The sequence below is a fragment of the Luteococcus sanguinis genome (genome assembly GCF_039527675.1).
Classification (GTDB): domain Bacteria; phylum Actinomycetota; class Actinomycetes; order Propionibacteriales; family Propionibacteriaceae; genus Luteococcus; species Luteococcus sanguinis.
In genome coordinates this window covers 73740-96404 of record NZ_BAAAKI010000012.1, presented here as the reverse complement: position 1 = coordinate 96404, position 22665 = coordinate 73740, and the positions used below count along the sequence as shown (strand labels likewise).

19 protein-coding genes are annotated in these 22665 nt (G+C 68.0%); 6 read left to right on the top strand and 13 right to left on the bottom strand.

Annotated elements, in window-relative coordinates:
• Positions 1–39 precede the first annotated feature (39 nt).
• The 5 genes from aceE to ABD089_RS09025 form a co-directional block, all read right to left on the bottom strand.
• Positions 40–2805 carry a pyruvate dehydrogenase (acetyl-transferring), homodimeric type gene (gene aceE, locus ABD089_RS09045; protein ID WP_343886015.1) on the bottom strand — a complete coding sequence of 922 codons (2766 nt, stop codon included), beginning with the start codon at positions 2803–2805 and terminating at the stop codon, positions 40–42.
• 140 nt (positions 2806–2945) lie between these two features.
• Positions 2946–3821, bottom strand: a complete 876-nt coding sequence (locus tag ABD089_RS09040) for a sulfurtransferase (protein WP_343886014.1) — start codon at positions 3819–3821, stop codon at positions 2946–2948.
• Positions 3818–4474: a thymidine kinase gene (locus tag ABD089_RS09035; protein ID WP_343886013.1), complete on the bottom strand. Its 657-nt coding sequence runs from the start codon at positions 4472–4474 to the stop codon at positions 3818–3820. Before ABD089_RS09035 ends, ABD089_RS09040 begins: the two co-directional genes overlap by 4 nt.
• Positions 4474–5607 (bottom strand): alkaline phosphatase family protein, encoded by a 1134-nt coding sequence (locus ABD089_RS09030; RefSeq protein WP_343886012.1) that lies wholly within the window; start codon positions 5605–5607, stop codon positions 4474–4476. Before ABD089_RS09030 ends, ABD089_RS09035 begins: the two co-directional genes overlap by 1 nt.
• Complete coding sequence (locus ABD089_RS09025; RefSeq protein ID WP_343886011.1) at positions 5604–6191, bottom strand: DUF5998 family protein; 588 nt, start codon at positions 6189–6191, stop codon at positions 5604–5606. Before ABD089_RS09025 ends, ABD089_RS09030 begins: the two co-directional genes overlap by 4 nt.
• Positions 6192–6349: 158 nt before the next feature.
• Here ABD089_RS09025 and ABD089_RS09020 point away from each other — a divergent pair, with 158 nt between their 5' ends.
• The 3 genes from ABD089_RS09020 to ABD089_RS09010 all read left to right on the top strand — a co-directional run bounded on the left by ABD089_RS09020 (position 6350) and on the right by ABD089_RS09010 (position 10627).
• Entirely contained in the window at positions 6350–7390 is a 1041-nt protein-coding gene (locus tag ABD089_RS09020; protein WP_343886010.1) for an App1 family protein phosphatidate phosphatase, read from the top strand.
• Between the two features lie 110 nt (positions 7391–7500).
• Complete coding sequence (locus tag ABD089_RS09015; protein WP_343886009.1) at positions 7501–10068, top strand: DNA gyrase/topoisomerase IV subunit A; 2568 nt, start codon at positions 7501–7503, stop codon at positions 10066–10068.
• A gap of 64 nt (positions 10069–10132) precedes the next feature.
• Complete coding sequence (locus tag ABD089_RS09010; protein WP_343886008.1) at positions 10133–10627, top strand: beta-class carbonic anhydrase; 495 nt, start codon at positions 10133–10135, stop codon at positions 10625–10627.
• Positions 10628–10660: 33 nt separating this feature from the next.
• Here the strand turns inward: ABD089_RS09010 and ABD089_RS09005 are convergent, their stop codons facing one another.
• Both ABD089_RS09005 and ABD089_RS09000 read right to left on the bottom strand, forming a co-directional pair.
• A complete protein-coding gene (locus ABD089_RS09005; protein WP_343886006.1) occupies positions 10661–11212 on the bottom strand; it encodes an RBBP9/YdeN family alpha/beta hydrolase in 552 nt (183 codons plus the stop codon).
• 10 nt (positions 11213–11222) lie between these two features.
• Entirely contained in the window at positions 11223–12545 is a 1323-nt protein-coding gene (locus ABD089_RS09000) for an MFS transporter (RefSeq protein ID WP_343886005.1), read from the bottom strand.
• A gap of 72 nt (positions 12546–12617) precedes the next feature.
• Here ABD089_RS09000 and ABD089_RS08995 point away from each other — a divergent pair, with 72 nt between their 5' ends.
• A complete protein-coding gene (locus ABD089_RS08995; RefSeq protein WP_343886004.1) occupies positions 12618–13082 on the top strand; it encodes an SRPBCC family protein in 465 nt (154 codons plus the stop codon).
• A 211-nt stretch (positions 13083–13293) separates the two neighbouring features.
• On the opposite strand, the gene ABD089_RS08990 is transcribed toward ABD089_RS08995, so the two are convergent.
• On the bottom strand, positions 13294–15378 hold the full coding sequence (locus ABD089_RS08990) for a DNA gyrase/topoisomerase IV subunit B (RefSeq protein ID WP_343886003.1): 2085 nt from the start codon (positions 15376–15378) through the stop codon (positions 13294–13296).
• Positions 15379–15562: 184 nt separating this feature from the next.
• On the opposite strand from ABD089_RS08990, the gene ABD089_RS08985 reads away from it, so the two are divergent.
• Positions 15563–15745, top strand: coding sequence for a DUF7455 domain-containing protein (locus ABD089_RS08985; RefSeq protein ID WP_343886068.1), 183 nt, complete (start codon positions 15563–15565; stop codon positions 15743–15745).
• A gap of 78 nt (positions 15746–15823) precedes the next feature.
• On the opposite strand, the gene ABD089_RS08980 is transcribed toward ABD089_RS08985, so the two are convergent.
• The 3 genes from ABD089_RS08980 to ABD089_RS08970 are packed head-to-tail and all read right to left on the bottom strand — an operon-like array spanning position 15824 to position 18930.
• Complete coding sequence (locus ABD089_RS08980; protein WP_343886002.1) at positions 15824–16837, bottom strand: LLM class flavin-dependent oxidoreductase; 1014 nt, start codon at positions 16835–16837, stop codon at positions 15824–15826.
• A gap of 28 nt (positions 16838–16865) precedes the next feature.
• The gene (locus ABD089_RS08975) at positions 16866–17867 is read right to left on the bottom strand and encodes a DMT family transporter (protein ID WP_343886001.1); all 1002 of its coding nucleotides are present in this window, start codon (positions 17865–17867) and stop codon (positions 16866–16868) included.
• Between the two features lie 7 nt (positions 17868–17874).
• Positions 17875–18930: a glutathione S-transferase family protein gene (locus tag ABD089_RS08970; protein WP_343886000.1), complete on the bottom strand. Its 1056-nt coding sequence runs from the start codon at positions 18928–18930 to the stop codon at positions 17875–17877.
• Between the two features lie 84 nt (positions 18931–19014).
• Here ABD089_RS08970 and ABD089_RS08965 point away from each other — a divergent pair, with 84 nt between their 5' ends.
• Complete coding sequence (locus ABD089_RS08965) at positions 19015–20445, top strand: FUSC family protein (protein ID WP_343885998.1); 1431 nt, start codon at positions 19015–19017, stop codon at positions 20443–20445.
• Positions 20446–20501: 56 nt separating this feature from the next.
• Here the strand turns inward: ABD089_RS08965 and ABD089_RS08960 are convergent, their stop codons facing one another.
• Both ABD089_RS08960 and ABD089_RS08955 read right to left on the bottom strand, forming a co-directional pair.
• Entirely contained in the window at positions 20502–20996 is a 495-nt protein-coding gene (locus tag ABD089_RS08960; RefSeq protein ID WP_343885997.1) for a GNAT family N-acetyltransferase, read from the bottom strand.
• 169 nt (positions 20997–21165) lie between these two features.
• On the bottom strand, positions 21166–22650 hold the full coding sequence (locus ABD089_RS08955) for an RNA polymerase sigma factor (RefSeq protein ID WP_386769095.1): 1485 nt from the start codon (positions 22648–22650) through the stop codon (positions 21166–21168).
• Between the last annotated feature and the right edge of the window lie 15 nt (positions 22651–22665).

Below are 22665 nucleotides of genomic sequence, written 5' to 3'. Positions count from 1 at the left end.
CAGCAGTGCGTGGCCGTTTCGTGTCCCCGTTGCGTGGGCTCAGGCGTCGCCGCCGGCATTGCCGGAGGAGCCAGCGTTCACGTTGAGCAGGTCGTACTTCTCGGCAGCCTGCTTGGGCCACTCCGCCGGCACCTCGCCGCGGGCGGCGAGCATCTGCAGCGTCCGCACGGCGACCGAGGGGCCGTCGATGTGGAAGAAGCGACGGGCCGCGGCGCGGGTGTCGGAGAAACCGAAGCCGTCCGCGCCCAGGGAGGCGAAGTCGCCGGGCACCCAGTTCAGGATCTGGTCCTGCACCTGGCGCATGTAGTCGCTGACCGCGACGACCGGGCCGGGACGATCGGCGAGCTTCTGGGTCACATAGGCGACCTTCGGCTCCTCGTCCGGGTACAGGAAGTTGTGCTCGTCGGCGGCCAGGCCGTCGTGGCGCAGCTCGTTCCAGCTGGTCACCGACCAGACGTCCGCGACGATCCCGAAGTCGGCCTTGAGCAGTTCCTGGGCCTCCAGCGCCCACGGGACGCCCACACCGGAGGCGAGGATCTGGGCGCGACGCGCGTCCTGCCCGACACCCTCGAAGGAGCCCTCCTTGAGCAGGTACATGCCCTTCTTGATGCCCTCGGCGTCGACGTTCTCCGGCTCGACGGGCTGCACCAGCGGCTCGTTGTAGACGGTCAGGTAGTAGATGACGTCCTTGGGGTCATCGCCATACATACTCTCCAGACCATCCTGGACGATGTGGGCGATCTCGTAGGCGTAGGCCGGGTCGTAGGCCTTCACCGCGGTGTTCGTGGCGGCCAGCAACTGGCTGTGGCCGTCCATGTGTTGGGTGCCCTCACCGGTCAGCGTGGTGCGACCTGCGGTGGCGCCGAGCATGAATCCGCGTCCCAACTGGTCCGCGGCGGCCCAGATCGAGTCGCCCGTGCGCTGGAAGCCGAACATCGAGTAGAAGATGTAGATCGGCACCATCGCCACGCCGTGCGTCGAGTAGGCCGTCGAGGCGGCCGTGAAGGCCGCAACCGAACCGGCCTCGTTGATGCCCGTGTGCAGGATCTGACCGTTCTTGGCCTCGCGGTAGCTGAGCATCAGCTCGTGGTCCACCGGCGTGTAGTTCTGCCCGTGCGGGTTGTAGATCTTGATCGTCGGGAAGAACGAGTCCATGCCGAAGGTGCGGGCCTCGTCGGGGATGATCGGGACGACGCGCGGCGCGAACTCCTTGTCGCGCATCATGTCCTTCAGCAACCGCACGAAGGCCATGGTGGTGGCGATCTGCTGGTTGCCCGACCCCTTCTTCACACCGGCGTAGGCCTTGTCGTCGGGCAGCTTGAGGGCCTGGGAGACCTTCTTGCGGCGCTCCGGGACGAAGCCACCCAGCTCGCGGCGACGCTCCATCAGGTACTGGATGCGCTCGTCGTCGGCGCCGGGGTTGATGTACGGCGGACGGTAGGGATCGGCCTCGAGCTGCGCATCGGTGACCGGCATCTGCAGGCGGTCGCGGAAGCCCTTGAGGTCGTCCAGCGCCAGCTTCTTCATCTGGTGCGTGGCATTGCGGCCAGCGAAGTGCGTGCCCAGGAAGTAGCCCTTGATGGTGTGGGCCAGGATCACCGTCGGCGCCCCGTTGAACTCGGAGGCGGACTTGTAGGCCGCGTAGACCTTCTGGTAGTCGTGGCCGCCGCGCTTGAGGTTCCAGATCTGGTCGTCTGACCAGTCCTTGACCATGTCGGCGGTGCGCGGGTCACGGTTGAAGAAGTGCTCGCGGACGTATGCGCCGTCGTTGGCCTTGAAGGTCTGGTAGTCACCGTCGGTGACGGTGTTCATCAGGTTGACCAGGGCACCGTCGGTGTCCTGTGCCAGCAGCTGGTCCCACTCGCGACCCCAGACAACCTTGATCACATTCCAGCCGGCGCCGCGGAAGAAGGCCTCCAGCTCCTGCATGATCTTGCCGTTGCCACGCACGGGGCCGTCGAGGCGCTGCAGATTGCAGTTGACGACGAAGGTCAGGTTGTCGAGGCCTTCGTTGGCGGCCAGCTGCAGCAGGCCGCGCGACTCCGGCTCGTCCATCTCGCCGTCACCGAGGAAGGCCCAGACGCGCTGCTCGGCGGTGTCCTTGAGGCCACGGTTGTGCAGGTAGCGGTTGAACTGCGCCTGGTAGATCGCATTCATCGGGCCGATGCCCATGCTCACGGTCGGGAACTGCCAGAAGTCCTGCAGCTGGCGCGGGTGCGGGTAGCTCGGCAGGGCGCGGATCTTGCCGTCGACGATGTGGCTCTTCTCCTGGCGGAAGCCGTCCAGGTCGTTCTCGTCGAGGCGACCCTCGAGGAAGGCGCGCGCGTACATGCCGGGGCTGGCATGGCCCTGGAAGAAGACCTGGTCGCCACCACCGGGGTGGTCCTGGCCGCGCCAGAAGTGATTCAGGCCGACCTCGTAGAGGGTCGCGGCCGAGGCATAGGAGGCGATGTGGCCACCGACGCCCACACCGGGACGCTGCGCACGGTGCACCATGATCGCGGCATTCCAGCGCAGCAGGCGGCGGTAGCCGCGCTCCAGGGCCTCGTCACCGGGGTAGGCGGGCTCGGAGGACGCCGGGATAGTGTTCACGAAGTCCGTGCTGGTGAGACTGGGGACGCCGATCTGGCGCTCGCGGGCACGCTCCAGCAGCTTCAGCATCACGTACCGGGCCCGGTTGCGGCCCTCGGCGTCGATGATGCCGTCGAGCGACTCGAGCCACTCCGAGGTCTCCTCCGGATCGGTGTCGGGGAGGTTGGTGGGCAGGCCGTTGATGATCGGTCCGGGTTCCTCGCGTGGGATCACGCTGCGTCCTTTCTCGTGGCTGATCGCCGCGAACCCACCGAAGGCGGGCGCGCAGGCACCATCATTCACTGTCCGGGTGCGGTGCGCCAGCGCTGGAGACACACCGGTGCCCCTCCGCTCCCGTGCGTGCTCCGGCCAACCTACACGCCGCCACCGACAGCAACCGGGCGAGCGGGGTCGGCGATCCACTCCGACCACGAACCGGGGTAGATCGCCAGGCCCTCGATTCCCGCCGACTCGGCGGCCAGCAGGGCCTGGGATGCGGTGAGCCCGGAGCCACAGCTGAAGGCGTCCCCGGCCGCGATACCCGCCAGGTGGACGCGCAGGTCGGCGGCGGGCAGGAAGCGTCCGTCCGCCTGCTGCAGGGTGCTGGCGGGCAGGTTGCTGGCACCGGGGATGTGCCCAGCAATGGGGTCCACCGGTTCGGTCTCGCCGCGGAAACGCTCGGCAGCGCGGACGTCGACCAACTGGTGACCGGCGGCCAGGAAGCCCGGGACCTCGTCCACTGTGATTGCAGCCAACTGGCCCGGCTGCGGCACGAAAGATCCCGTGCCGTCGGCGGGCTCATCAGCGGACACCGCTCCCCCGGCGGCCTGCCAGGCTGCGAAGCCACCGTCGAGCACGCGGATGTTGAGCTGACCTGCGTCGCGCAGCAGCCAGCGGAACCACGCGGCCGCCAACGAGGTGCCCTGGTCGTACACGACCACACAGGAGTCGTCGTTGATGCCCAGACGGCCGACGGCACCCGCCAGCCGCTCGGCGCTGGGGCGGGGATGGCGACCGCGGGCACTCGTCCCGCGCCGGATCCCGTCACCGCGCGCCGGCTCGGCAAGTTCCTCGTCCACGTCGACGAAGCGCGCACCCGGGATGTGTCCGGCCTCGTAGGCGGCGCGACCACGCCCGTGCTGGCCCAGCCAGAAGCGCGCGTCCACCAACACCAGCTGCGCGCCACCCTCGAGCGCACCGAGCAGTTCGCTGGCGCTGATCAGCGGGTTGAGGCCGTCGGACGCGTTCACTGGGTCTCCTCGAAGGGAAGCTGCGGCTCGTGCAGGGCCATGCCGACGCTGGCCTTGGTCAGGCGCTGGCGGTGGTGCTTGCGGCACAACACCTCGTACTTCACCACGTCGGCGGGGGCATCGGGAGAGGTGTCGCCGACGACCACCTGCGATCCCTCGGTGACCATCACGCCGTTGACGGTGCGGGCATTGTGCGTGGCGCGCTTTCCGCACCAGCACAGGGGTTGCACCTGCAGGGTCTCCACCCGGTCGGCGAGTTCCACCAGGCGCTTGGAGGCGGGGAACATCTCGGTACGGAAGTCAGCCATGATCCCGAAGCAGAAGACGTCCAGCTCCAGTTCGTCGACGACCCGGGCGAGCTGGTCGACCTGGACGGCCGGATAGAACTGCGTCTCGTCGCAGATCAGGTAGTCAAGCTGCACGCCGGAGGTGAGCATGCCGACGACGTTCTCCCAGAAGTCGAAGTCGTCGTCCACCTCTGTCGCGGTGCGAGACAGCCCGATCCGGCTGGTGATCCGGGCCTGGCCGGCGCGGTCGAAGCGGGAGTAGAGGTGGCCGCGGCGATCGTGGGCGCTCTGCGTATGGTCCATCTGCAGCGCGAGCGTCGACTTGCCGCAATCCATCGGTCCGGTGAAGAAGACCAGTTCGGGCATCAGGGGGCTCCAGCATCGACGAGCAGGGGGACGGCCATCTCGGCCTCGGTCAAGGATCCGTGCTGGCCCACCAGCGTGAGCTCGCGCGGCAATGCCCTGGTCATCACGGCCCAGTCGGTGCGCATCGCCACCAGCACGTCCCCGAAGCGGTCTGCAACACGCTCGTCCAGGGGCCCGAACCAGCCAGCGTCCACCGCTTCCTCCCGGCTGACCACCCAGGCGCGCTCCCCCAGCCGGGAGCGCCAACGGCGGGCGACCTGGTCGGCACTGCTGGTGTACAGCTGTCGCAGGCGTCCCTCGCCAGCGAACAGGTCGACGCCGTTCAACAGGCCGGGCTCGTCCTCGACCATGATCATCCGGTCCTGGGCAATGTCGACCATGCCGTGGTCACCGGTGACCAGCAGCACGACGTCGTCGTCCAGCTCTTCACGCAGCAGCTTGGTGAACAGGTCGACGCGGCGCAGCACCTCCAGCCAGCGATCGGAGCCGACGCCCTTGCCATGGCCGGCGTGGTCCAGGGCGCGCTCGTAGACGTAGACCAGGCTTCGCTCGCCGCGGCGCGAGGCGCGGACGGTCTCCATGATGCGCAGCGCCAGGTCCGACTCGTCGAGCATGGCGACGAAGTCGGGACCGCGCAGGGCGGCCCGGGTCAGGCCGCTGGCCTCGAAGCGGGCGGGGGCGACCGAGGTCACCGCGACACCGGCGGCAGCGGCCTGCTCGAAGACGGTCTCGACGGGCTGGAAGCCAGCCACGTCCTCGGGGCCGCCCTCCCACGTCAACGCATTCATCACGCCCCCGGACTCTGGTGAGCGGAAGGCATAGCCGGCCACGCCGTGGCGTCCGGGAGCACAGCCGGTCCCCAGGCAGGTCAGTGAGGTGGCGGTGGTGGAGGGAACACCTGCGGTGAGCCGTTGGGCAGTTCCGAACAGCTCAGACAGGTGGTCCACATCGCCCAGATGGCGCGCCAGCAACTGATGACCGAGCCCGTCGACGAGCAGCACGACATAGCGACGTGCGGACGGCAGGTCGACCGCCGGCCAGGTGTGGCCGGGGACGCCAAGGTGCGCGGCCACCGAGCCGAGCAGGTCGGCCAGGGTGTCGCGGCCGTAGCGGGGCAGGACCCAGTCGGTCATCGGCGGCCGGGCACCTGCTGCAGTGCGGCGGCGAAGGTGACCAGCTTGGCCACATTGTCGGCGCCGTCGGCGGCCGGGCTCATCCGAATGGTGATGTCGTCGCCCACCAGCGAGCCGGTGTAGCCGTGGTCAGCCTCACAGGTCGGGTCGGCGCAGACGGCGGGCTCGAGGTCGATGCGGCGCATCGTCCCCCACCCCATCGTCAGCCAGGTCTCGACGACCTGCGAGCCGTCGCCATAGCGCTCCGGGGAAGCGACGACGCGCGACAGCGCCACAGAGTTGATGGCCTGCAGGGGGATCGCCTCGCAGGAGGTGACGGCCTGGCCACTGGTGGGGCGGCCCGCCGCGTCGGTCTCGGGACCCTCGTCGGTGTGCACGACCAGCAACCGGGTGGCGGTGAGCACCAGCACGCTGAGGTGGCGCAGGATCGCCTCATTGGCGAAGTTCGCCTCGTGGTGCACCAGGTGCCCGACGACGTCCTCGTCGCCCAGCCCCAGCGCCACGGAGTCGGCGACGAACTCGGGAAAGTATCCGCAGGCGTCGATGTCGCGGCGCAGGTCCGCTGGCAGTCGGTCAGGAATCACCCGGACATCCTCTCACCCCTGCCCGCACCGCTCGACAGGCTCGGGGATCGTTTGGGTCGACTCGGGGATCGTTTGGGTCGGCTCGGGGATCGTTTGGGTCGACTCGGGGATCGCGAAGAGTGGTCGTGGTGTCACGGCCTGCCGATATCGTCTGACGCATGTCGACCAGACCCTTCATCGGAGCCCGCGCAGAAGATGGTGTGCGCAAGGTCATCAACGGCCGGCTCCGGAAATCGGGATGGGTCGAGTCCGTCATCCCCTACACCGGCTACGGCACCACCGACCACGTCCGGGTACTGGCGCGCGTGGTACTGCGTCCCGCCGCGGCGACGACCCCCTTTGGCTCGGCCGCCGAGGAGTTCTTGTCGCAGCGTGGCTGGCGCAACTTCTTCACCGCTCCCGCCCAGCGCGCGCAGGTCACGGTCACGGTGGGCGGGAGTTCAGTCCAGGTCCGCACCGACCGCGGCGGCTATGTCGACGTCCGTCTGCAGAACCACGACCTGGAGGCCGGCTGGGGCGAGGCGACGATCACCGTCGGCGAGGAGTCGGTGAGCGCAGCGGTGCAGGTGGTCGACGAGTCGGTCGACTTCGGCATCGTCAGCGACATCGACGACACCATCCTCACCACCTTCCTGCCCCGACTCTTCCTCGCTGCCTGGAACACCTTCGTGGTCACCGAGGAGGGCCGGCGCGCCGTCCCCGGGATGGCCGAGCTCTACCGCCGCATGCTGGACGAAAACCCTGGCTCGCCGATCATCTATGTCTCGACCGGGGCGTGGAACACCCATCCCTTCCTGACCCGCTTCATGGCGCGCAATGGCTACCCGGCCGGTCCGCTGCTGCTCACCGACTGGGGCCCCACGAACACTGGCTGGTTCCGCTCCGGGCCCGAACACAAGCGCCGCGCGCTGCGAGAACTGGCGCGCGACCTGCCCCACGTCCGCTGGCTGCTGGTCGGTGACGACGGGCAGCACGATCCCTCGCTCTATCGGGAGTTCGCCGAGCTGCAGCCCGACAAGGTGCGAGCGATCGCGATCCGCCAGTTGACGATGGCCGAGCAGGTGTTGGCCCACGGCACCGCCACGGTCCTCGAGGACGACGACGACCTGGCGTGGCACCCCGACCTGGCGCCCGAGGTTCGCGGGAAGGACGGCGACGAGCTGGCCGGACCGCTGGAAGCGCTCCTCGAAGAGCTCTGACCCGGCGAGGCACGCTCCCTCCGGCGCGCCGGGGATGCCCCATCGTCCTGCGTCGGCGAGAATGTGGGGTCGCCTGAGACGCGAGGGCGACAGAAGGAGCACGCACGCGCATGGCACGGCAGAGCAGGGACCTCCCGGGGGACGCCACCGAGGACGAGTTCACCGAACGCATCACCGACGTCGACGTGACCTCGGAGATGGAGACGAGCTTCCTCGAGTACGCCTACTCGGTCATCTACTCCCGAGCGCTGCCCGACGCCCGCGACGGCCTCAAGCCGGTCCAGCGCCGCATCCTGTACTCGATGGACGACATGGGCATTCGCCCGGATCGTTCGCACGTGAAGTCTGCCCGTGTGGTCGGCGAGGTGATGGGCAAGCTGCACCCCCACGGCGACACCGCCATCTACGACGCGCTGGTGCGTACCGCCCAGCCCTGGTCGATGCGGCTCCCGCTGATCGACGGCCACGGCAACTTCGGATCGCTGGACGCCGGCCCGGCCGCCATGCGTTACACCGAGTGCCGGATGGCCCCCGCCGCGCTGGCGATGACCCAGGGCCTCGACCAGGACACGGTCGACTTCCGCGCCAACTACGACGGCAAGGAGACCGAACCCTCGGTACTGCCGGCCGCCTTCCCCAACCTGCTGGTCAATGGGGCCACCGGCATCGCCGTGGGCATGGCCACCAACATCCCCCCGCACAACCTGGGAGAGGTCGTCCAGGCCCTCAGGCACCTGATCAAGCATCCGGACGCCGACCTCGAGACCCTGATGCGCTTCATCCCGGGCCCCGACCTGCCCACCGGCGGCAAGATCATCGGTCTGGACGGCATCGCGGACGCCTATGCCACCGGCCGCGGTACCTTCAAGATCCGGGCCACCGCGCGCATCGAGCAGGTCTCCCCGCGCCGCAAGGGGATCGTCGTCTCCGAGCTGCCGTACATGATCGGCCCGGAGAAGATCATCGACCAGATCTCCACCCTGGCGCGCAACAAGAAGATCACCGGCATCGCCGACATCAAGGACCTCTCCGACATCAACCACCACACCCGGTTGGTGATCGAGGTCAAGAACGGGATCAACCCCGAGGCGATCCTGCAGCAGCTGTACAAGCAGACCAAGCTCGAGGACTCCTTCGGCATCAATGCGGTCGCGCTGGTCGACGGTCAGCCGCGCACCATGCCGCTGAAGGAGATGCTCGAGGTCTACCTGGCGCACAAGTTCGAGGTCACCACCCGACGGACGCGTTTCCTGCTGGGCAAGGCCTCCGATCGACTGCACATCCTCGAGGGCCGCCTGATCGCCATCCTCGACATCGACGACGTGATCGCCATCATCCGCGGCTCCGACGACGCCGCGCAGGCGCGCGCGAAGCTGATTGAGGTCTTCGAGCTGTCCGAGACCCAGGCCAACGACATCCTCGAGATCCCGCTGCGCCGGTTGACCAAGTTCAGCCAGCTCGAGCTGGAGACCGAACGCGACGAGAAGCTGGCCGAGATCGCGCGGCTGAACGAGATCCTCGAGAACCGCGACGTGCTCGACAAGCTCGTCTCCGACGAGCTCTCCGAAGCGGTGAAGAACTTCGGGACGCCGCGCCGAACCGTGCTGCTGGCCAGCTCCGGTGAGGTGACGTCGGCGTCGACGACCCCGCTCGAGGTGCCGGACGTGCCGTGCTGGGTGATGATGAGTTCGACCGGGCTGATGGCGCGGATGGACACTCCCGACCCGATCGCCCTGGGCGGTCCGCGGGCCAGCCACGACGTCGTCACCGCACTCGTCCGCTGCACGACGCATGCCGAACTCGGCGTCATCACCAACACCGGACGCCTGATCAAGGCCCGCGCGATGGAACTTCCGACGGTCGCCGTGACCGCCAACTCCCCGAACCTGCGCGGCGGGTCCCGGGCAACCGAGCTCTACGCCTTCGAGAAGGGTGAGCGCCCGATCGGTCTGACCTCCTTGGATCCGCAGGGCCTTGGCCTGGCCGTGGGCACGCGCCGAGGCGTCGTGAAGCGCGTCAACCCCGAGGTGCTCAACAAGGAGTCGTGGGAGGTCATCCGCCTTGACGAGGGCGACGAGCTGGTCGGCGCGGTGGAATTGCGGCGCGACGACGTCGAGCTGGTCTTCGTCACCTCCGACGCGCAGCTGCTGCACTTCCCAGCGAGGCTGGTGCGTTCCCAGGGCCGCAATGGTGGCGGCATGGCGGGCGTGAAGGTTGCCAACGGCCAGCACGCCCTGTGGTTCGGCGCCACCCCGGAGGAGGCCGTCGTCGTGACGGTGTCCGGCACCTCGTCCGAGCCAGCGTCCGCACAGAACGGCATGGTGAAGGTGACGCCCCTGTCGGAGTACCCGGCCAAGGGACGCGCCACCGGCGGGATGCGCTGCCACCGCTTCCTCAAGGGCGAGGACGTGCTGCTGCACGCCTTCGTGGGTCCGGCGCCCGTCGTGGCCGCCGCTGCCTCCGGCTCCGCGGTGGATCTGCCGCCGGCCACCGGACGTCGTGACGGGTCTGGCACTCCCCTGTCCCAGCCGCTGGCCGGGATCGCCTCACGTGACCTGGGCTGGGCGCACCAGCTGGACGACGCACTGCCCTCGGAAGCCGATGACGCACCCACGGCACCTGAGCCCCACCTCGCCGGGAAAGACGACTCCGAAGATGCCCCTGACACGCTGATCTGAGCAGGCGTGTGGCCGTCCGCGGACCCCACCCTCGAAGCCCCGCGGACGGCGATATGTTGACCTCATGGGTGAATTCGAAGATCTTCTGAAGGCCAACGACGTCTACGCAGAGAGCTTCTCAGACGGCGGCTTCGACGGCATCGCCAGGGCGGGCGTGCTCGTGATCACGTGCATGGACTCCCGCATCGAGCCGCTCGCCATGCTCGGCTTGAAGCTGGGCGACGCGAAGATCCTGCGCAGCCCCGGCGGGCGCGTGACCCCCGACGTGCTGACCGGTTGCATCCTCGGCTCACACCTGCTCAATGTCGACCGGATCATGGTGGTCCAGCACAGCCGCTGCGCGATGGCCTCGGGCACCGACGCCGAAGTGGCCGACAAGATCATCGAGTTCTCCTCGATGGATCTGCGCGGAATGACCTTCGGCGCGAACCCCGACCAGGACCGCACCCTCGACTTCGACGTCCGCCTGCTGCGCTCGCACCCGGCGATCAAGCCCCGCACCAAGATCGGTGGCTTCCTCTACGACGTCGACTCCGGGAAGATCTCCCAGGTCCTCTGACCCCCGTTCACGCTCCCCGAGCCTGTCAAGGGGTCACAGCGGCATGTGCTCCAGTCGCGCCAGGAGTGCCTGGCCGACTGGCCACATGCCCAGCCGGGACGCCGAGTTGAGATGCCCGTGCGCTCCGACAACCTCGATCGGGGCACCCCAGGCCGCGGCAATCCGACGTGCTGCCGGCTCGGTGTCGTAGGGGTCATCGGTGCTTGCGACCACCAGCGCGGGAACACCGATCGGGCGTGCGTCCAGCACAAAGGTCGGCGCCTCATCGCGCGGGAAGCTCTCCGCGTCAGGGTCGGGCGGGGCGACCAACAGCAGCCGGACATTGGACGGCTGTCGGGTCCGCGCCCACTCCGCGGCCGCCCAGGTACCGAGGCTGTGCGCGACGATCGTGCAGAGCTTCGCGGCACCCACAGCGTCGTCCAGGCTGGTCAGGTAGTCGTCCAGGTCGGGGTGTTCCCAGGATTCGATCTGCACCCGCACGGCCTGGTTGCCCCACGCGCGTTCCCAGTGGGTCTGCCAGTGTTCGGCGCCGGAGCCGTGCCAGCCGGGAGCGATGACATAGCGGTGTTCGAACGAGGTGGGCATGGCCCGCAAGTTACCGGTGGGTCACTCCGGGAATCCGCAGCGGCCAGAATGCGACCAGCCCGAACACCAGGGTCACGACGATTCCCATCAGCCCCCACCGGGCCCCGAAGGCCAGCGTGAACAGGCCCGTGAGCCCCGGCGCGACGAAACTCACCACGCGTCCGACCGTGGTGTAGAGGCCGTAGGTCTCGTTCTCCTCCCCCGCCGGGATGATGCGGGTCAGAAGGGTACGGCTGGCGGACTGGATGGGCCCCACGAGCGAGGCGATCGCCAGCCCGAACACCCAGAAGGTGATGACCTTGTTGACGCCCACGATCCCCAGCCCCAGGACGACGATCACGATCAGGCTGCCCAGGATCACCGGGCGTGGGCCGAAGCGGTCGTCCACCCGTCCGAAGATCCAGGTTCCGATCGCGGCCATGACGTTCGCGGCAAGACCGAAGTAGATGACCTGCTCCTGGCTGAAGCCGTAGGCGGTCGCGGCGATCACGCCGGCGAAGGCGAACACAGCATTGAGCCCGTCGCGGTAGAGCGCCGCGGCACCGAGGAAGTGCAGAAGCGCGCGTTCGTCACGCCACATCCGCACCAGGCGCCGGCCGATGTCGCGGTAGGCCCCGGTGACCGTGAACGGCGCGACGCCCGGACGCGGGGTGTTGTTGGGCCCGAGCACCATCACCGGGAGCGAGAACAGCAGCATGAACACCGCGCACAGCAGCGCGACCGAGCGGGCGTTGATGGCGTCATGGGTGGGCAGTCCCAGCACACCGCCGTCCAGGATGAAACCGAACAGCGCCAGCACCAGGCACAGGGTGCCGCCCAGGTAGCCCAGCGCCCAGGCGGTGCCTGAGATCCGTCCGACATTGGAGGGGGTGGATATGCGGGGGAGCATCCCGTTGTAGAAGACGCCCGCAATGTCCTGCGTGACCGACGCGAAGGCCAGCAGCCCGGCTCCGAGGTAGAGATAGGGATTCTCCGGCTTGACGAAGTAACAGGCGGCCATCGCGGCGATGGTGATCATGGTGGTCACCGAGAGCATCCGTCGGGTGCGCACCACCCGGTCGGCCCAGGCGCCCATCAAGGGGGCCAGCACCGCCAGGCAGATGCCAGCAGCGGCCTGGAACCATGACCAGACGGTCTGGCCGTGCTCGGGGTCGTCGGCGACCGTCGAGGTCACGTAGACGGAGAAGACGAAGCTGATCATCACGGTGTTGAGGGCATTGCCCGCGAAGTCATAGGCACTCCAGGCGACGACGACCTTGCGAGAGGCTCCCTCGCCGGATAGGGCCGGGACGAGCGGCGGCGGCGCCGCGGCCGAATCAACTGTCTGGGTCACGCTGGAAACCTAGTCGATCAGCCGATCGCGAACCCGCTGCCACGACGACATGTTGGGTGCTTAGCTGAAGCCATGACTGAGAACACCAGCGTCAGCGCTACCCGCGATATCCCGGCCTCGGCCGCCGACATCTTCGACCTGCTGAGCAACCCGCAGCGCCACCCGGAGACCGACTCAAGCGGCTCGGTTCGTTCGGCCGACTTCGGGGAGCGCCTCAAGGAGGTCGGGGACAGCTTCCGGATGAACATGGTCAAGGGGGACGGGTCGGAGTACCAGACCCAGAATCGCGTCTTCGCCATCCAGGATGGCCGACTCATCGGCTGGCAGAACGAGAAGAACCTCACGAGCGACGTCGAGGTGGGCGCCAAATGGCTCTACGAGCTGGAGCCCATCGACGCCGACAACACCAAGGTCACGTTGACCTACGACTACGCCGAAATCGAGAACCCGGCGGTCATCAAGCTGGCCAAGGAGACGTTCGCCAAGGAAGACCTGCTGGACAAGTCGCTCGGCACCCTGGCTGACGCGCTGGCCTGAGGCCACGCGAACCGCCCGTGAAGGGTCGCAATGGGTATCGGCCACCGCCGTCGGTACACATTGCGACCCTGGTCGGGTTGAATCTGGGCGACCCTGGTCGGATTGAATCTGGGCGACCCTGGTCGGATTGAATCTGGGCGACCCTGATCGGGCTGAATCTGGGCGACCCTGATCGGGTTGAATCTGAGTTCCAGAACTCACCCCGGCCAGGTCAGGCGTCGATCTGCTCCTGGTCGAGCAGGTAGGCACCCTCGAGGATGAACTCCTTGCGGGGGGCGACATCGTTGCCCATCAGCTTCTCGAAGACTGCCTCGGCGGCCTCGATCTCGTCCACGGTGATCCGGCGCAGGGCACGGTGCCGGGGGTCCATCGTGGTCTCCTTGAGCTGGTCGGCGTCCATCTCGCCGAGGCCCTTGTAGCGCTGGGGCTCCTTGAAGTTGATGCCCTTCTTGGTGAGCTCTGCCGTCTTGCGCCGGTACTCCGCGTCGGAGTAGGTGTAGATGTAGCGCTCCTGACCGCGGCGCGGGTTGGTCAGCTCGAAACGGTGCAGCGGCGGGACGGCCGAATACACCCGGCCGGCCTCCACCATCGGGCGCATGTACTTGAAGAAGAGGGTCGCCAGCAGGGTGCGGATGTGCGCGCCGTCGGAATCGGCGTCGGCCATGAAGATGACCTTTCCATAGCGCGCCTGGTCCAGCTCGAAGGTACGGCCGGAACCGGCGCCGACCACTTGGATGATCGCGGCGCACTCGACGTTCTTGAGCATGTCGCCGACCGAGGCCTTCTGGACGTTGAGGATCTTGCCCCGGATCGGGAGCAAGGCCTGGAACTCCGAGTTGCGGGCCCGTCCGGCCGTCCCCAGCGCCGAGTCACCCTCGACGATGAACAGTTCGGTCTTCTCCGAGTCGTTGGAGCGGCAGTCCTTCAACTTGGGCGGCAGCGAACTCGACTCCAGCGCATTCTTGCGGCGCTGGTTCTCCTTGTGGGCGCGGGCGGCGACGCGGGTGCGCGAGGCGCCGATCACCTTCTCCATCAGGTTGCGTGCCTGCGCCTTCTGCGCTGGCTTGGTCGAGGTGAGGAAGTCGCCCAGCTCGCGCTCGACCACGCGCTGGACGATTCGGGTGGCGGGCGGGGTGCCGAGCACCTCCTTCGTCTGACCCTCGAACTGCGGCTCCGCCAGGCGCACCGTGACGACGGCGGTGAGCCCCTCCAGACAGTCGTCCTTGATGATCTCGTCGCCCGCCTTCATGATGCGGGTGCCCTCCATCGCCCTGGTGAACGAGCGGGTCATCGCCCGCTCGAAACCGGTGACATGGGTGCCGCCCTTGGGCGTGGAGATGATGTTGACGAAGCTCTTCACCGTCGTGTCGTAGGTGTTGCTCCAGCGCACGGCGATGTCGACGTCGAGGGTGCGCTGCACGTCTTGAGGGGTCATCGCGCCCGTCTCGGCGTCCAGCATCGGGACGGTCTCGACGAACTGGTCGCTGCCCTGCAACCGCAACACGTCGGTGACCGGGTCACCCTGGCTGAGGAAGTCGCAGAACTCGCTGATGCCGCCCTCGTGGTGGAAGACCTCCACGTCGTCCGCGCCGTTGCGCCGGTCGGTGACGGTGAACTTCAGCCCCGGCACCAGGAAGGACGACTGGCGCGCGCGGGCCAGCAGCGAGTCGACGTTGAGCTGGGCGTCCTTGAGGAAGATCTGGCGGTCGGGCCAGTAACGCACCCGCGAACCGGTGACGCCGCGCTTTGCCTTGCCCACCTCGCGCAGCCCTGAGGTGGGCGTGAACGGCGCGTCGGGGCCCGGACCGTCGAAGACGCCGGGGGTACCGCGCCGGAAGCTCATCTCGTAGGTCTTGGAGTTGCGGTCGACCTGCACGTCGAGCCGGGAGCTCAGCGCGTTGACGACCGAGGCGCCGACGCCGTGCAGTCCACCGGTCGCGTTGTAGGCCCCGCCGCCGAACTTTCCGCCGGCGTGCAGCTTGGTGAAGATGACCTCGACTCCGCTCAGCCCGGTGCGGGGTTCGGTGTCGACGGGCATGCCGCGGGCGTGGTCGTCCACCTGCACCGAACCGTCGGCGTTGAGGAAGATCTCGATCGAGTCGCCGGCACCGCCGAGTGCTTCGTCGATCGCGTTGTCGATGATCTCCCACAGGCAGTGCATCAGGCCCTTGGTGTCAGTGGACCCGATGTACATGGCCGGGCGCTTGCGCACCGCTTCCAGTCCTTCAAGGACGAGCAGGTGCTTGGCCTCGTACTCGCGGCCCCCCTGGGCGGGGACATTCTTCTCGTTCGGCACCCATGAAGGTTAGTGGGCGCCACGACCAATTCCCCGCCTCCACGCCGTGGCACCACGCGCTGGGTACTGTGGGTGGCAGGGGGCCGGGCACCGGGAACAAAGCACCAGTTGGACGCGTTGACCCCTACGAGCGCGAGTGCAGCACTCGCACCGAGTGAATGGAGGCACTGTGAGCACCACAGTCATGGAGGACCGCACGCTGGACGCGTCGGACCGTTGCGACCGTTGCGGAGCCCAGGCCTACCTGCGCGTCGTCATGAGCTCCGGCGGCGAACTGCTGTTCTGCGCGCACCACGCCCGCGCCCACAGCGACAAGCTGAAGCAGGTCGCCCTCAAGATCCAGGACGAGACCGGGAAGGTCAGCTGACAGCCAGCTGAACGCCGAGACGAGCAAGGCCCCCGCCAGATGGCGGGGGCCTTGCTCATTGTCTGGGAATCCGATCCGTCAGCTGGTCTGCAGGCCCATCGCGGCGACGTCCCGAAGCGTGTCGACACGGGTCTGGACGTCAAAGGTGGTGGCCGTCACCATCAGCTCCTGCACTCCGGTGCGCTCGACCAGGGCCTGCAGTTGCGGCTTCACCGTCTCCGGTGTGCCCAGGAACTTGGTCGCGGGCAGCTGCGAGAGCATCGCCTCGTCCAGCGGGCTGAACTCCTGCGCGGCGGCGGTCTCGGGGCTGACGATCGGGCCCAGCTTGTTGGTGCGCAGAGCAAGCGCCATCACCTTGGACGGGCCGGCGAGGTACTGCGCCTGCTCCTCGGTGCCGGCGGTGATCACCGAGGTGCAGACCATGGCGTAGGGCTCGGGCAGGGTCGCCGAGGGCTCGAAACGGGAACGGTAGGCCTCCATCACCTCCACCTCGTCCATCTGGCCGAAGTGGTGGGCGTAGCAGTAGCGCACGCCCAGCATGCCCGCCAGCTGCGCCGAGTAGCCCGAGCTGCCGAGCAACCACACCTCGGGGGTGCCCTCAGCCACCGGTGTGGCGGCCAGGTGGGCCGACTGCGGGTTCTCCAGACGGTTGTCGCCGAGCCAGCTCATCACCTCGAGCACGTGCTGGGGGAAGTCGTGGACGTTGAGCCCATCCGGATCACGGCGCAGCGCGGCCGCCGTCCGCTGGTCGGTGCCGGGAGCGCGGCCGATGCCCAGGTCGACGCGGCCCGGGTACAGCGCCTCGAGGGCGGCGAACTGTTCGGCCACCACGTAGGGAGCGTGGTTGGGCAGCATCACTCCCCCGGACCCGACCCGGATGCGCTGCGTGTGCGCGCCGAGGGCGGCGATGATCACGGGCGGCGAGGTGGACGCGACGGCCGGCATGTTGTGGTGCTCGGCGACCCAGTACCGGCGGTAGTCCAGCTCGTCCGCGGCTTTGGCGAGGGTGATGGCGCGGGCCATGGCCTGCGCGGAGGTGCCGTGTTCGACGACGGGGACGAGATCCAGTACTGACAGCGGGAGGTTGCTCATGGTTGCTCAACCCTGTGGTGGGACGCGTCTATTCCGAGACGCGGGAACCCCGAGTGGCCAGGCCTGCCATCGCGGCGGCAGCCAGCGTGGTCAGCACGCCCAGCAGGAGGCTTCCCGTGACCGGCGCGGAGCCGGTGACGACGTCGATGACGACGGCCATGACCAGCTGGCCGGCCAAGGACAGCAGCGCAGCCACGAGCACACCCAGGCTTCGAACGAGCGCAGCCATGGCTGCCACGTAGCCGACCCCGATCAGCCCCCCGACCAGGGACCACCAGGGCACATGACCGAGCTCGGGCACACCCACCCGACCGGATGCCAGCAGGCCTCCTCCCCACAGGCCCAGGGCCAGCGTGCCCCACGCGAAGTTCACGAAGGTGGTGGCGATCACGTCCTTCGATGCCACGTTCAGCTTGCCGTTGATGGCCTGCTGCACCGCCATCGCGCCACCCGCGAGGATGGTGAGAGCGATGGCCAGCAGCGCAACGCCGTGATCGGCGCCCGAACTGCGGGACATGGAGGCGACGGATACGCCCCCGAGGGTGGCGAGAGCAGCCAGCACCCGCCCAGCGCTCAATGGGGAGATTCCCGCCGGTCCCAGGCCCAGCCGGTCGACCATCAGCGAGCTCGCGGTCTGTCCGCCGACGAGGGCGATGGTGAAAAGGGCTACGCCCGTCTGGGGCACGGCGAAGGACTGGACCGCAATGAAGAAGGCACCGCCCAGACCGCCCAACACCTCCCACCACCGCAGGTGCTGGGCGCGCAATGCGACGCCCACCTGGCGAAGGCCTCCCCGCGATCGCGGCAGCAGCAACAGGCCACAGGTCAGCACCATCAACCCCGAACCGAAGCTCCACAGGGCCGCCCACGGCGCAGATCCCAGATGCGCTGCCAGCGCGCCGTTCGCCCTGGCCTGCACGGCCATGGCGGCACCGGCCACTGCCGCGGCCAGCAGCGGCAGCGGATGCTGGGGGTGACCTTTCCCGGATCTCCCGCGCGCCTGCTCCTTGGTTGACGACGAGGTGGTCATCCTCGCATCACAGGGTGTGCGGTGACTGTTCACCAGCGCGGACCGGGCCGGGGGCAGTGCCGTCACCGAATGGGCGTCCGCCCAGGGCCTCACGTCCGTGCGGCGTCAGCCACCCCGACAGGTCGGGGCCCTTGGGGATGATCGACAGCGGGTTCAGGTCGGTGTGGACGACGTAGTAGTGCGCCTTGATCTGCTCGAAGTCGATGGTGTCGCCGAAGCCGGGGGTCTGGTAGAGGTCGCGGGCGTAGGCCCATAGCACGGGCATCTCGGTGAGCTTGTTCCGGTTGCACTTGAAGTGGCCGTGGTAGACGGCGTCGAAGCGCACCAGCGTGGTGAACAGCCGGACGTCAGCCTCGGTGATCGACTCCCCCATCAGGTAGCGCTGGCTGGCCAGCCGCTCCTCCAACCAGTCGAGCGCGGTCCACAGCCGGTCGTAGGCGGCGTCGTAGGCCTCCTGCGTTCCGGCGAAACCACACCGGTAGACGCCATTGTTGACCTCGGTGTAGATGCGCTGCATCACCTCGTCCATCTCGGCGCGCAGCGCCTCGGGGTAGAGGTCTGGGGCTCCCTCGCGGTGGTACCGCTTCCACTCACTCGACAAGTCGAGCGTGATCTGGGCGAAGTCATTGGTGACCACGGCGCCGGTGGTGGTGTCGACGATCGCGGGGACGGTGACGCCGCGGCTGTAGTGCGGGTCGCGGGCCAGGAAGGCGTCCTTGAGCTTGTGGATGCCCAGTACGGGGTCAACGCCGCCGGGGTCGAGGTCGAAGGTCCAGGAGTCTGCGTCGTGGGTCGGCCCGGGCGTGCCGAGGCTGATCGCGTCCTCCAGCCCCAGCAACCGACGGACGATGATCGCCCGGTTCGCCCATGGGCAGGCGCGGGCTGCGACCAACCGGAAGCGTCCGGGCTCGACCATGACAGCGTCTTCACCGGCAGCCACCTCGGCCGTGATCCGGGTGGTGATGTAGCGGCTGTCGCGCTGGTACTCCTTGCCCTTGCTGGAGTAGACGCCGCCCGTAGCCTGCTCGGTGCCCATGTCCGTCCCATTCATGTCGTTGCTCATTCAATGAGACTAGCTCGGCGCACCGGACCTGCCTTGGTGGTCCACAGGCCCCACCCAGTTGGGAAACCTAGACTGGGCAGCGTCATGAAGCCGCTGCTTGCACGCCTCCTGGAGGCCGTCTGGCCGGGCCACCCCGACACGATGCGAGGGGTGTGGGCCCGGGCTCTTCCCCTGCTCGGGAACAACTTGCGGATGGCGCTGGTCGCGGTGCTCGCGCACCTGCTGGCCCGCAAACTGCTACCCGGCACCGTCGACCTGACCGCGGCCCTGACGTCGTTGCTGGTGATGCAGGCCAGCGCCACCACCTCGCTGAAGACCGGCCTGCTGCGCGTCGTCGCGGTCGGGACGGGCGTCGGGATGGCCATCGTGGTCTCCCAGCACTTCGGGATGCACTGGTGGAGCCTGGGGCTGGTCATCTTCACCGCACTCGTGGTGGCCAAACTGCTGCGCCTGGGCGACAACGTACTGGAGGTGCCCATCTCGGCGATGCTGATCCTGGGTGCCGTCGGTGCCGACGTCGCCGCGGAGAAGCGTCTGTTCGCCACCTTGATCGGCACCTTCGTCGGCATCGTCTTCCCGCTCGTGGTGCCGCCCGCCATCCCCTACCGGTCGGTCGCTGCCAGCGTCCGGCAGGTGGCGGACAAACAACGCGAACTTCTCTACCGTGCCGCGCACGAACTGAACGAGAGCACTGCGACCCGCCAGATGATCGAGGGCTGGCTGGCGAAGTCGAGCGAGATCAACAAGTCGGTGGACCTGGCGCGGCAGCGCATCTCGTCCCTGTCGGAGGTGCGCCGGTTCAACACGCGCGCCACCGGCACCGCGGATGTCTCACCCATCCTCAGCTCGGGTCTGGACTCACTGGAGCACTGCCTGATCTCGTTGCGCGGCGTGCTGCTGACGCTGTTGCGGCAGGCGCCGGACGAGGACGATGCGGATGGCCACGACTGGTTCAACTCGCAGGTTCAGCACTCGTTGGCCCAGGTGATGCGCGACCTGGGCAGTTGTCTGGCCGCCTTCGGCCAGATGGTGGAGGCCGAGGCAATCGGCAACGAGACCGACGCCCAGGCCGTCTTCTCCCGCAACTATCGCGCCGTCCGTGACGCGCGCGCCGACCTGCGCCACCTGATGGAGAGCGACGACACCTTCCGCGACCAGTGGATGATCCGGGGTTCGCTGCTGGCGGCGGTGGACCAGATGCTCGCCCAGGTCGACCTGGACGCGCGTCAGCGGGTGCGGCACCGCTGGAAGGTCTCCCAGCTGGGACGCAGCCTGCCCGAGTCACACATCGGCCCGCGCACCACCCAGCTGGACCGCTACCGGTTGCGGCGGATGCGCCGTCGCCAGGCCCTTCGTCCCCAGACGGCCGCGAACCTCGCCCGCACGGCCACCACCGCGGACTTCATGCACGACACCGAGATCACCCAGCCGATCCCGCGGATCAGCGCGCCGGTCGTCGACCCGACCGGCATCGCGCGGTCGTACCCGACGCCCACGCTGCCGGACGACCAGTAGCCGGCCAGCGGGAAGGCCGCCAGGTCGCGTTGGCTACCTGAGCCGGCCCACTGGAACTACTCCGCGGCGCGCACCATGCGCAGTTCGCGGGCGCCCTTCATCGACTCGGGGATGCGGGTGAGCCCATCGAGCTCGAAGCCCTCCTTGGTGTAGAAGGCGATGGCGCGGTCGTTGCCCTCGAGCACCCACAGGTAGGCCGGCGAGTCGCCGATGGCGGTCTTCAGCAGGGCTGAACCGACGCCGGTTCCCTTCGCCTCCTCGAGCAGGTACATGGTGGTCAGCTCGAGCGGCTGGGGCGCGTCGTCGTCGCGCGGCGGCCCGGCGTGGGCGATGCCCAACACGCGGCCGTCGTCCTCGGTGACGATCCAGAAATAGTGGCCCTGTTGCATCAGTTCGGCCCAGTGGGAGGTGTTGTCCACGACGCTGGCATCCAGGTCGTCGAAGATGCTGGGGCCGAGCAGTCCTTGGTAGCTCTCGCGCCAAGCACGCGCCTCCATGTGAGCCATCGCGTCAAGGTGGGCGTAGTTCGCCTGCTTGATCACCAGTGCCATCTGCGTCGTCCTTCCATCGCCCAATCCATTCGGGCCTCGCACAGGATAGGGCCGCCCAGAGCCGCCGCCAAACCCTTTCCCGGACACCGTGGCATGGTTGCTGACCAGCCCGTTGACGCACGAACGGCCGCGCCCCGGGGCCCGGCCGTTCGTCGTTGCTTCCAGCGACTCAGTCCAGGTAGTCGCGCAGCACCTGCGAGCGCGAGGGGTGACGCAGCTTGCTCATCGTCTTGCTCTCGATCTGGCGGATGCGCTCACGGGTGACGCCGTAGACCTTGCCGATCTCGTCCAGCGTCTTGGGCTGGCCGTCGGTCAGGCCGAAGCGCATGCTGACGACGCCGGCCTCACGCTCACTGAGGGTGTCGAGGACGTCGTGCAACTGCTCCTGCAGGAGGGTGAAATTCACCGCGTCTGCCGGGACGATGGCCTCGGAGTCCTCGATCAGGTCGCCGAACTCGGAGTCGCCGTCCTCGCCCAGCGGCGTGTGCAGGGAGATCGGTTCGCGGCCGTACTTCTGCACCTCGACGACCTTCTCGGGCGTCATGTCGAGCTCCTTGGCGAGCTCTTCGGGCGTGGGTTCGCGGCCGAGGTCCTGCAGCATCTGGCGCTGCACTCGGGCGAGCTTGTTGATGACCTCGACCATGTGCACGGGGATGCGGATGGTGCGGGCCTGGTCGGCCATGGCACGGGTGATGGCCTGCTTGATCCACCAGGTGGCGTAGGTCGAGAACTTGTAGCCCTTGGTGTAGTCGAACTTCTCGACCGCACGGATCAAGCCCAGGTTGCCCTCCTGGATCAGGTCGAGGAAGAGCATGCCGCGACCGGTGTACCGCTTGGCCAACGAGACGACCAGTCGCAGGTTGGCCTCCAGCAGGTGGTTCTTCGCGCGGCGGCCATCCTCGGCGATCCACTCGTAGTCACCCAAGTCCTCGTCCGAAACATTGACCGAGGGGTCGTTGAGCTGCTCGTCAGCAAACAGACCGGCCTCGATCCGCTTGGCGAGCTCGACCTCCATCACGGCGTTCAGCAGCGCAACCTTGCCGATCTGCTTCAGGTAGTCCTTGACCGGGTCTGCGGTGGCACCGGCCACCATGACCTGCTGCTCGGGCTCGTCGGTGTCGTCGGCGTCGGAGACGACGAAGCCCTGGGTCTCCTCGACGAGCTCCTTCTCCTCCTTGGCGGTCTCCTCGGGCTTGAACTCGCCCTCGTCCACGTCGTCAAGGGAGCGCTTCTTGCCGCCCACGGTGAGCACGACCTCGTCACCCTCACGCTTGACCTGCACCTCGATCGTCTTGGAGACGACCTCCTCGACAGTGAGCTGCTCGGCCGGGCCGTCAGTGGCAGCCTTCGCCACCGCGGTCTTGGCCGCCGTCGACTTCGAAGCGGCGGTCTTGCTGGCGGCGGTCTTGGTGGTGCGCTTGCGGGGCGCGGCCGCTGCCGCCGTGTTGGGCTCGGCAGCCTTGGCTGCGCTCTTGCGGGGCGCAGCCTTCTTGGTGGCCGTCTTCTTGACCGGCGTCGTGACCTCGTCGGCCTCGGGGGTGGCCTGGTCGATGTTGCGGGACGTCACAAACGATCCTTCCGGAGTCCGCGGGCGGGAAACCCGGGCGCAGGGCGTGCTCAGGTGAGCGAAAGTCAAGGGCTCTTCCGTCGCCATCTTGTCACGCACACT

Coding starts and splice junctions, on each gene's coding strand:
- ABD089_RS09035 (WP_343886013.1), bottom strand. CDS start 4,474: ATGCCCGAACTGGTCTTCTTCACCGGACCGATGGATTGCGGCAAGTCG.
- ABD089_RS09030 (WP_343886012.1), bottom strand. CDS start 5,607: ATGACCGACTGGGTCCTGCCCCGCTACGGCCGCGACACCCTGGCCGAC.
- ABD089_RS09020 (WP_343886010.1), top strand. CDS start 6,350: ATGTCGACCAGACCCTTCATCGGAGCCCGCGCAGAAGATGGTGTGCGC.
- ABD089_RS09015 (WP_343886009.1), top strand. CDS start 7,501: ATGGCACGGCAGAGCAGGGACCTCCCGGGGGACGCCACCGAGGACGAG.
- ABD089_RS09010 (WP_343886008.1), top strand. CDS start 10,133: ATGGGTGAATTCGAAGATCTTCTGAAGGCCAACGACGTCTACGCAGAG.
- ABD089_RS09005 (WP_343886006.1), bottom strand. CDS start 11,212: ATGCCCACCTCGTTCGAACACCGCTATGTCATCGCTCCCGGCTGGCAC.
- ABD089_RS08995 (WP_343886004.1), top strand. CDS start 12,618: ATGACTGAGAACACCAGCGTCAGCGCTACCCGCGATATCCCGGCCTCG.
- ABD089_RS08985 (WP_343886068.1), top strand. CDS start 15,563: ATGGAGGACCGCACGCTGGACGCGTCGGACCGTTGCGACCGTTGCGGA.
- ABD089_RS08980 (WP_343886002.1), bottom strand. CDS start 16,837: ATGAGCAACCTCCCGCTGTCAGTACTGGATCTCGTCCCCGTCGTCGAA.
- ABD089_RS08975 (WP_343886001.1), bottom strand. CDS start 17,867: ATGACCACCTCGTCGTCAACCAAGGAGCAGGCGCGCGGGAGATCCGGG.
- ABD089_RS08970 (WP_343886000.1), bottom strand. CDS start 18,930: ATGAGCAACGACATGAATGGGACGGACATGGGCACCGAGCAGGCTACG.
- ABD089_RS08965 (WP_343885998.1), top strand. CDS start 19,015: ATGAAGCCGCTGCTTGCACGCCTCCTGGAGGCCGTCTGGCCGGGCCAC.
- ABD089_RS08960 (WP_343885997.1), bottom strand. CDS start 20,996: ATGGCACTGGTGATCAAGCAGGCGAACTACGCCCACCTTGACGCGATG.
- ABD089_RS08955 (WP_386769095.1), bottom strand. CDS start 22,650: ATGGCGACGGAAGAGCCCTTGACTTTCGCTCACCTGAGCACGCCCTGC.